Below are 8,882 nucleotides of genomic sequence, written 5' to 3'. Positions count from 1 at the left end.
CCGCTTTGACTTTGAACTCGGTGCTATAGCGTTGCGTTTTCTTCCCCGTGATCATCTCGGGCATCGGTTCTCTCCTGCTGGGGAGTTATCGATGCTTGTCCACTGGGGTGGGGGAAGTCCAACGCCGGCTCGATGCAGTTGTTAGGCGGCGGCACGATGCGCTTCATGCTGATCTTCTCCTGTTGCAGTCCGAAGCGGAAGTCGACCGTCTCAGTTGCACTTCCCGAGAAACGTGACTGTAGTACTCAGAGCTGAGAATCGTTGACTATTCTCCTGCCCCGTAACGCTCAACGCGATTTTCCAACCCTCCTCAAGCATAGTTTGGTTAGCGAGATAGACGACCACTACTGCGTTCGACAATCTCTCACCAGTTTCTGCATACGTGCTTGTATACCGGTTAGTATCGACCTCGATCACGTCCGCCTCGTACCGAGTGCGGTACTCGTCAAGTGCATCCGCAAATGTCATCAGAGACTGGCCGCTTGGAGAAAACCACATATCCTTGAGCACTCCATTAGTTTCGCAGAACCGAAACGACAGAAACTCAACATTGCCGCCGCGCCGCCGCGTGACGGAGCATGCATTCGTTACAACGCAGTTCTGAGTATATTCGTACCCAAGCTGATCTAGACGCGAAACCACTTGTGATGCTGACATACCCTGACTGTAGCCAAGGTGCTGCCATCCGCCCTGCGCTTGGGCCGAAGATGTCAGCAACAACAGAATCAACAAAAGCATTAGCCTTCTCATCAGACTATCACTCCTATTGGTTTGTGAAGGCTTCTTCAGTCGGTGACTCCCGCAAGTTCTTCTGGTTCAGCAACCGTCGGATCTGGTCGAAAGCGGCTACTCGGCCCAAAACCTAGCATGAGCCTCCGGTGCCGCCTAACGCCGCAAATAACCGGACGCGAAAAGCGCATAGTGATTTTTAAGGTCCGAGTTAATTTGCATTGTTAGAGGCCATCACTTGTTGAAGTGTATTTCTGTCAGTGAACTCTCTGACAATCACCGCACCTACAGAGTGCGCAAGTGAGTAACCCTCCCAAAGCCTTTGGAAGGTGATATCTTGCTCTTTGTAGCGCTCATGTACTTCCGGAAATACTGATAGAAGTTGCCTTATCCTTTCCCAGTCATCCAGCCCTGATACTTCGATAAACCTGTCTAGCCCTTTATTCAGGTTGTGACCAATAGCCCTTGCCTCACTTTGTGTAAGACCGTTTTTCAACGCAATGTATGTCTTAAAGAATATTTCAAGTGCCATTCTGCAGTTAAGAATTGCACGAGGATCTGGACGATGTTGGGAAAGTATAGATGTGGCAGCTCTTAGTTCTTGATCCGCTGACATGAGAAACTGATAGCCAAACTCATCTAGACCTTGCGTTTTTCGTAGATCATCTATGCCCATTCCGTAATCTAAACAGTCAGCCCAATAGATAGTGTACTCCCAAGCCTCCCTATGATCTGCCATCATCTCTTGCTTGATGACATCTGGCATTTCATGAAGACAATCGAGGGCATTCAACTGCACCGTGCCATACATGATTGGGATTGATACAACCCAAAATTGGCAATCATAGAAATATACGGCTTCATACTGGTTACCGACTTGGTGCACACCTGGTTTTGAATGGTCCTCAAACCATTTAAAAATCGTCTTGGCGACGTCAGAGGAAATATCTACTGCAGTATTGAACTCATCGGAATAACGACGAATTGCCTCCCACGGGCGACGACGTTGATCTATGCCTGCATCGCGGAACTCTTTGTTTAGGTTCGCAATCCAATCTTCAGACACCATTTCTGCTTCTTTTCCCCTCTAACGATCAAGCTGTGCGGCGCAAACGAAACACAGCGTAGTTTGTGTCCAAACGAGCGCCTTGTTAGCCATTTGCCTAGCCCATGAATAGATCAATGTGTTCACCAAATGCTTCAGCCTCGTAGAATTTGAAATCCTCATCCTTTCGCGCAAGCTGTTTTGGCTCGAGGTTTTCGAATAGTGCATACTTTTCCGCGAGAGGTTTTAATTTATCTCCCCTCACGGTAATTCCGTTATAGAATAACAACGCCAGCTCTGGATTGGATAACTGAGCACGAAGAATCCCTGAGTATTCCGATTTTCTTGGGACGTCACTTTCCTCTATAAACTTCAGTATCCGATAAATATTCCTAAAATAGTGACCTAATTCATGCGCGTGCTTTTCATAAAAGTTTGCATATCCAGAAAGAAGGCCATCTTTGTAATTTAAATTATCGCCCCTCAACGCTGGCGCGAATTCTTTTACTAATCTTTCGTAGAAAACTCTTAAGCAGTCTCGGCCAGACGATTTTACTTCGCCTTTAACTCTAAGATCTATTCCATTGACTATTTCGTGGTGCAGAGAAATCATATTGAAAAATCTGTTCTCGAAACTTTGCAACTTAATGGATTTATTCTGCTCTGATAGCGCTTCTGCCGATCTTCGCAATTCTGCAGACGATACTCGCAACTCCCTGCTTTGAATCCATAAGGTTAATAACAAAGCAATAAGACCAAAGAAGGCGAATATAGAACCAACCACACCGCCGACATAATCCCCGAACTCGGCCCACTGCGCGTGCTCTCCCGAGAGTGAGCCGCCGAACTGTTGCCTGTACAAAATTACTGTTATGCCCCCAACTATAAGAGCAATGACGCCAATGCCGAGGAGAACTGCTCCTAAATTCCTCAGGATCGGCGAATCATTTTGTGACATGTCATCATCCATTGGCTAACAGTGGTTGAACTGCATGCACTGATATGGGATGAACGCGCTAGCACTTCCAACAATATTATCTAGCGCCCCATTCTATCTATAATTTATTGATTTTTCTGACTTCTAAATTTAGCTCGGCCACCTTTGCAGAATTCGCACGCATGCGCGTTTTGCCGGAACCAATATACTGTATGCGTATTTACTAACATATTGGGGTGCAGAATAAGGTCATAATGCGCCACAGCCCTGGTTACTGTTAACCGAACCCCAAACTAACCAAAATTCTTGCTTTCTCTCCTTCACCAACAAGCCACCCAAGCACCCCACAATTCACCAGCACCCCACACCAAAAAATGGCCTGAAACGGGTGCTTTCTGGTTTTGTGCCGAAATAGCTGCTGCGCCACCAGTGCGCCTGGCCAGCCGCCGATCAAGCCTGCTAAGAGCAGCGTGGCTTCCGGTGTGCGCCTTCTGCCCTTCCCTGCTGCGGCTTTGTCGATGCCGTACATGGCGAAGGTGATCACGCTCAGCAGCGCATATGCTGCCAGGAGCAGCATTGGCACGTGCCCGGCAGCGCTCAGGGCTGCCAGGAGTGCGAAGAAGGCAGCGGCTAGGCCGCATGCCAGTATCAGCCCTCTGGAGCGCGGGGATGCATGGAGTGCCGCTTTCAGGTAGCCCACCTTCTGTGCCTTCGGTCTGTTCTGGCTATCTCGGGTCAGGAGGTAGCTGATCGGTTCGTTGACTTTTGGCCGGCGCCCACCGCGGGGAAAGGCGCTGATATGGACGAATACGCGCGGGCCGCCTTCGGCTGGCGTGATGAATCCGAAGCCCTTGTCGTCGTTCCACTGTGTGAGCTTGCCGTCATGCCGCATCTGGTTCTCTCAGGTCAAGCAATGGATTAACTGACCGTCTACGCGGCCAAGTCAACTTCCGGTTAAATATATCGCTGGGTTGTAGGTATGACTGGTTTTGTCAGGCGGGGAGATTGGGAATCGGGGCACGCTACCGCCCCTGCTGGCAGAATTGATGATAATTCGCATCATCATTAGTGCGGCAGTCCCTGCGAATTTTTGGTTATCTAAGCCGTCTACTGCAGCTTTTTACCTACCGTAACCAAGCATTACGCTGAGGGCAACGCCAACGAAAGCATGAGTAGAAATAAAAAGTCTCATCGCAGACTGGCGTGAAATGACAAGGGAAGTCATGGCCGCGCTGTCGGAGCATCTTCAGTCCGGTCCGACTCATCGGCGACTGGAGGCTGCAAGCCTCCCGGCGGAGTTGGAAATATTGCGGTTATCGCCGTGACGGCGGCCTCCGCCGAGGCGCCTATCGGCGCCAGTCGCGATGGAAACCAGCGCTCCAACAGCTGCTCTCTCCACCAACGGTGCCACGCCGCTGTCGTCGAGCCCCCTTCCGCAATGCAGCCTATGCAGAGCAGGTCCACGCCAAAATGTGAAGAACCAATAAAAAACCCGGAGACTGATCGCTCAGCCTCCGGGGTTCGTTTTCACGCCAGGTCCGCATTACCGCCGCGGACCTGTCATTCAGCGGTGCAGGTCGAAGCGGTCGTTCTCCATGACCTTGACCCACCCTTTCACGAAGCGGTCGATCATGCGCTCCTCGCCGCCGTTGGCGGCGTACTCCTCGGCAATGGCGCGTAGCTGCGAATTGGAGCCGTAGACGAGGTCGACGCGGGTGGCGGTCCACTTCTTCTCGCCCGTCTTGCGGTGGCGGCCTTCGAAGCGTTCCTCTTCCTCGTCGAGCGGCTCCCAGACGGTGCCCATGTCGACGAGGTTGACGAAGAAGTCGTTCGTCAGCTGACCGGGGCGGTCGGTGAAGATGCCATCATTGCTGTTGTCACCGACGTTGACGCCGATGGCCCGCATGCCGCCGAGCAGCGCCGTCATCTGCGGTACGCTGAGGTTCAGCATGAAGGCGCGGTCGATCATCAGGTGCTCGGCCGGGATGGAGGTCGCCTGGGGCTGCATGTAGTTGCGGAAGGCATCGTGCCTTGGTTCGAGGTAGGCATGTGCATCGATCTCGGTCATCTCCTGGCTCGCGTCGGTGCGGCCCGGGGAGAACGGAACCGTGATGTGGTGCCCGGCCGCCTTCGCCGCCATCTCGACACCCACGTTACCGCCCAGCACGATCATGTCCGCCAGCGAGATGTTAGTGCCGGAGGCATCCTTGATCTGCTGGAGCCGGTCGAGCACCTCGGGCACGCCGGAACGTACGTTGACGTCCCAACCAATCTGCGGCTGGAGACGGATGCGCGCGCCGTTGACGCCGCCGCGGTGGTCGGTCTGGCGATAGGTGCAGGCCGCGGCCCAGGCGGTTCCCACCAGCTGCTTGGCGGTCAGGCCGGAGTCGGCGATCTGCTGCTTGAGCGTGGCGATCTGCTGCTCGTTGACCAGCGGCCCCTGGTGCTTGGGTACCGGGTCCTGCCAGACGAGGTCTTCGTTGGGCACCTGCGGGCCGAGGTAGCGGGCTTGCGGGCCCATGTCACGGTGCAGCAGCTTGTACCAGGCACGGGCGAACTCGTCGGCGAGCACGTCCGGGTTCTGGTGAAACTCCTTGGCGATCTCGAGGTAGGCAGGATCGGTGATCATCGCCATGTCGGCGGTATTCATCACCGGTGGGTTCTTCTTGCCTTCGACGTGGGCATCGGGAACCCAGAACCCCTCCTTCACCTCGACCGGCTCCCACTGATTCGCACCCGCGGGCGACTTCTTGACCTCCCACTGGTGGGCGAAGATGGTGTTGAGGTAGGCGTTGTCCCACTTGGTCGGCGTCGGGGTCCAGGCGCCTTCGAGGCCGGAGGTGACCGTGTACTCACCAAGGCCGGTCTCGTTCTTGTTGGCCCAGCCGATCCCCTGCTGGTGGATCTTCGCGGCCTCTGGCGCGTCGCCGACGGCGTCGGGCGAGCCGTTGCCGTGCATCTTGCCGAAGGTGTGGCCGCCCACGGTCAGCGCGACGGTCTCGCGGTCGTTCATCCCCATGCGGGCGAAGGTTTCGCGTACGTCCTGGGCGGACTTCATCGCGTCCGGCACGCCGTTGGGGCCCTCCGGGTTGACGTAGATCAGCCCCATCTGGACCGCGGCGAGCGGGTTATCCAGGGTGCGGCTGCCGTCTTCCCAGGTGCCGGTGTAGCGATCGTCGTTGGTCGAGAGCCACTCGGTCTCGGGGCCCCAGTAGATGTCGTCCTCCGGTGCCCAGATGTCGGAGCGACCGAAGCCGAAGCCGAAGGTGCGAAAGCCCATCGTCTCCAGCGCACGGTTGCCGGCGAGAACCAGCAGGTCGGCCCAGGAGATCTTCTCGCCGTACTTCTGCTTGATCGGCCACAGCAGCCGGCGTGCCTTGTCCAGGTTGCCGTTGTCGGGCCAGCTGTTGAGCGGTGCGAAGCGCTGGGCGCCGGTGCCGCCGCCACCGCGGCCGTCGACCGCGCGGTAGGTGCCGGCGGCGTGCCACGACATGCGAATGAAGAACGGCCCGTAGTGGCCCCAGTCGGCGGGCCACCACTCCTGCGAGTCGGTCATCAAGGCATCGAGATCGGCGCACAGTTCGTCGACGTCGAGCTGCGAAAACGCCTCGGCATAACTGAAGTCGGCACCGAACGGGCTGGCATCGGGGTGTTTCTGGTGCAATACATTGAGGTTGAGCTGGTCGGGCCACCAGTGCTCGTTGCCCTGCAGACTGGGCGTGGTGCGTGCCCCCCACTCCCGGCGTGTAGACTTTTGTTCAGACACGGTCTTCTCCTCGACTGGATGGTGGCCTACAGGAGATTTGAGCCGACGTCGTCGCATCGCCTCATTTTTTGTAAACACCTACCGGCCCTGTGCCGAAGGCATTGAGAGTTCCTATAAGCCGTCAGTATCAGTGAAGGATTCAGGACCGAAGCCGTCAAGGCGAAGGGAGGCTTTCGCCTCGATAGGGGCAGGCTATGAGAGCGGCTCAGGCCGGAGGCTGCTCCTACCCCGTGGCATCCAGCATGCTTTCCAGCTCGCTCTCGTTGACGCCGAGCATCTGCAGGATGTTGCGCTGGGCGGCGTTGAGGATGTGCTGGCGCTCCTGCTCGCCGGGCAGGCTCTTGGCGATGGCCACGGCGCCCACCAGGGAGGCGAGAATGGCGCGGGACTTGTCGGCGATGACCTCGCGGTCAGGTTCGAAGGGCAGTTTCTTCAGGCGGCTCAGGGCGATGAGCCGGTTTTCCAGCATCTTCTTCACGCTCAGGTAGGAGGCTTCGAACAGGGTGCGGACCTCGGCGTTCTCGTTGCCGATCTCATTGAACAACACCGACTCGGGCCCCGGCTTGTGCTTGCGTTCCAGTTCCTGGAGGTTCCAGCAGTTGGCGACCAGGTCCGTCAGGTGCTTAACCGAGAGCGGTCCCTTGACCAGCCTGGCCGCGCGGCTGCCCTCCAGGGTTTCCCGCACCGAGGCATGGTAGAGCGCTTCCTTCGAGGAGAAGTGCGCGTAGAAGGCGCCATGGGTCATCTTGGCCAGCTTCATGATCTGGCCAATGGAGACCTTCTCGAAGCCTTTGCGGCTGAACAGCTCGATAGCGGATTTAAGGATGCGTTCCCGCGATTTGGCCTTGTGGTTCGTCGAGTAGGGCATGGCAACCTCACACTCCGCTGAATATTACCTTGATCATATCAAGCCCAGTGTTAGCGTGGCACAACCCCCAGCTGTTCAGGACATAACCATGCAATCACCGCTCGTCATCACCGGCATGGGCATGATCAGCCCCCTCGGTTCCGGCGTCAAGGCAGGCTGGGAGCGCCTTCTTGCCGGCCGCTCCGGTATCTCTCCGATCAATCGCTTCGATACCGGCGAGCTGCCGATCAAGGTCGCGGGTTCGGTGCCCGACATCGCCGACGACCCGGAAGCCGGCTTCGATCCGGACCGCGTAGCCGACGCCAAGGAGCGTCGCAAGATCGAGCTGTTCAGCCTCTACGCCATGGCCGCCGCCGAAGAGGCCCTGACCCAGGCCAACTGGTTCCCCTCGAGCGAGGCGGACCAACTGGCCACGGCCACCATCGTGGGCTCCGGCATCGGCGGCTTCCCCACCATCACCCAGGCGCAGAACACCCTGTCGACGCGCGGCCACCGCCGGCTCTCCCCGTTCACCGTGCCGGCCTTCCTGGCCAACCTGGCGGCGGGCAATGTGTCGATTCGCTATGGCTTCCGCGGGCCGCTGGGCTGCCCGGTAACGGCCTGTGCAGCCGGCGTACAGGCCATCGGCGACGGCATGCGCATGATCCGCAGCGGCGAAGCCGACGTGGCCCTGGTGGGCGGTGCCGAGGCCTGTATCGACCCGCTGTCGCTGGCCAGCTTCCACGCCATGAAGGCACTCTCCACCGAGCAGGACGATCCCGCCAGGGCGTCGCGGCCCTTCGACCAGGCCCGCAACGGCTTCGTCATGGGCGAAGGCGCGGGGCTGCTGGTGATCGAAACCCTGGCCCACGCCGAGGCCCGCGGGGCAACACCGCTTGCCATCCTCAGCGGCTATGGCACCAGTGCCGACGCCCACCACATCACCGCCGGCCCGGAAGACGGCGCGGGTGCTGCGGCGGCCATCCGGTCAGCACTGAGAATGGCGGGGCTTTCACCCGAGGCGATCGACCACATCAATGCCCACGCCACCTCGACGCCGGTCGGCGACCGGGCCGAGATCGCATCGCTGCGCAACGCCTTCGGCGACGCCCTCGCCGGCATCCCGATCTCCGCCACCAAGTCGGCCACCGGCCACCTGCTCGGCGCCGCCGGCGGCGTGGAGAGCATCTTTTCCGCCCTGTCTGTCATGCACGACCGCCTGCCCCCGACCCTGAACCTGGAGAACCGCGACGAGGACCTGCAGGACCTGGACATCGTCACGGGCTCGGCACGTGAGCATCGCACGCAGCACGTGCTGTGCAACGGCTTCGGTTTTGGCGGGGTGAATGCGGCGCTGATCGTGAGCAAGGTGTAGAGACTGGCCCGATGACTCGAGAATGTTCGCATCACTAAACAGGTCAGTCATCACTTGATCTCCTTGGCGCGATACCGGCCCCGGCCAGGCTGTCGACCTGGCAACGCAGGTTCCAGTTCAGCGTGCCGTGGCCTGCCTCGAGTGGCGCCGGAGCGATCTGACCTTCCCAAGCGCCCAGATCTC

7 protein-coding genes are annotated in these 8,882 nt (G+C 58.0%); 1 reads left to right on the top strand and 6 read right to left on the bottom strand.

The window, feature by feature from the left end; genetic code table 11:
• Positions 1-210: 210 nt before the first annotated feature.
• From LY622_RS15370 to LY622_RS15345, 6 genes are all read right to left on the bottom strand, one after another.
• Positions 211-738 (bottom strand): hypothetical protein, encoded by a 528-nt coding sequence (locus LY622_RS15370; protein ID WP_234291712.1) that lies wholly within the window; start codon positions 736-738, stop codon positions 211-213.
• Between the two features lie 202 nt (positions 739-940).
• Entirely contained in the window at positions 941-1,798 is an 858-nt protein-coding gene (locus tag LY622_RS15365; protein WP_234291711.1) for a hypothetical protein, read from the bottom strand.
• Between the two features lie 94 nt (positions 1,799-1,892).
• Entirely contained in the window at positions 1,893-2,732 is an 840-nt protein-coding gene (locus tag LY622_RS15360; RefSeq protein WP_234291710.1) for a putative phage abortive infection protein, read from the bottom strand.
• Positions 2,733-2,988: 256 nt separating this feature from the next.
• Positions 2,989-3,603 (bottom strand): DUF1294 domain-containing protein, encoded by a 615-nt coding sequence (locus tag LY622_RS15355; protein ID WP_234291709.1) that lies wholly within the window; start codon positions 3,601-3,603, stop codon positions 2,989-2,991.
• Positions 3,604-4,275: 672 nt separating this feature from the next.
• Entirely contained in the window at positions 4,276-6,477 is a 2,202-nt protein-coding gene (gene katG, locus LY622_RS15350) for a catalase/peroxidase HPI (protein ID WP_234291708.1), read from the bottom strand.
• A gap of 223 nt (positions 6,478-6,700) precedes the next feature.
• Complete coding sequence (locus LY622_RS15345; RefSeq protein WP_234291707.1) at positions 6,701-7,345, bottom strand: TetR/AcrR family transcriptional regulator; 645 nt, start codon at positions 7,343-7,345, stop codon at positions 6,701-6,703.
• A gap of 88 nt (positions 7,346-7,433) precedes the next feature.
• On the opposite strand from LY622_RS15345, the gene fabF reads away from it, so the two are divergent.
• On the top strand, positions 7,434-8,699 hold the full coding sequence (fabF, locus tag LY622_RS15340) for a beta-ketoacyl-ACP synthase II (RefSeq protein WP_234291706.1): 1,266 nt from the start codon (positions 7,434-7,436) through the stop codon (positions 8,697-8,699).
• Positions 8,700-8,882: the final 183 nt, after the last annotated feature.

The sequence above is a fragment of the Halomonas alkalisoli genome, assembly GCF_021412585.1.
Lineage (GTDB): Bacteria > Pseudomonadota > Gammaproteobacteria > Pseudomonadales > Halomonadaceae > Halomonas > Halomonas alkalisoli.
This window is presented reverse-complemented; position numbering and strand designations above follow the sequence as displayed.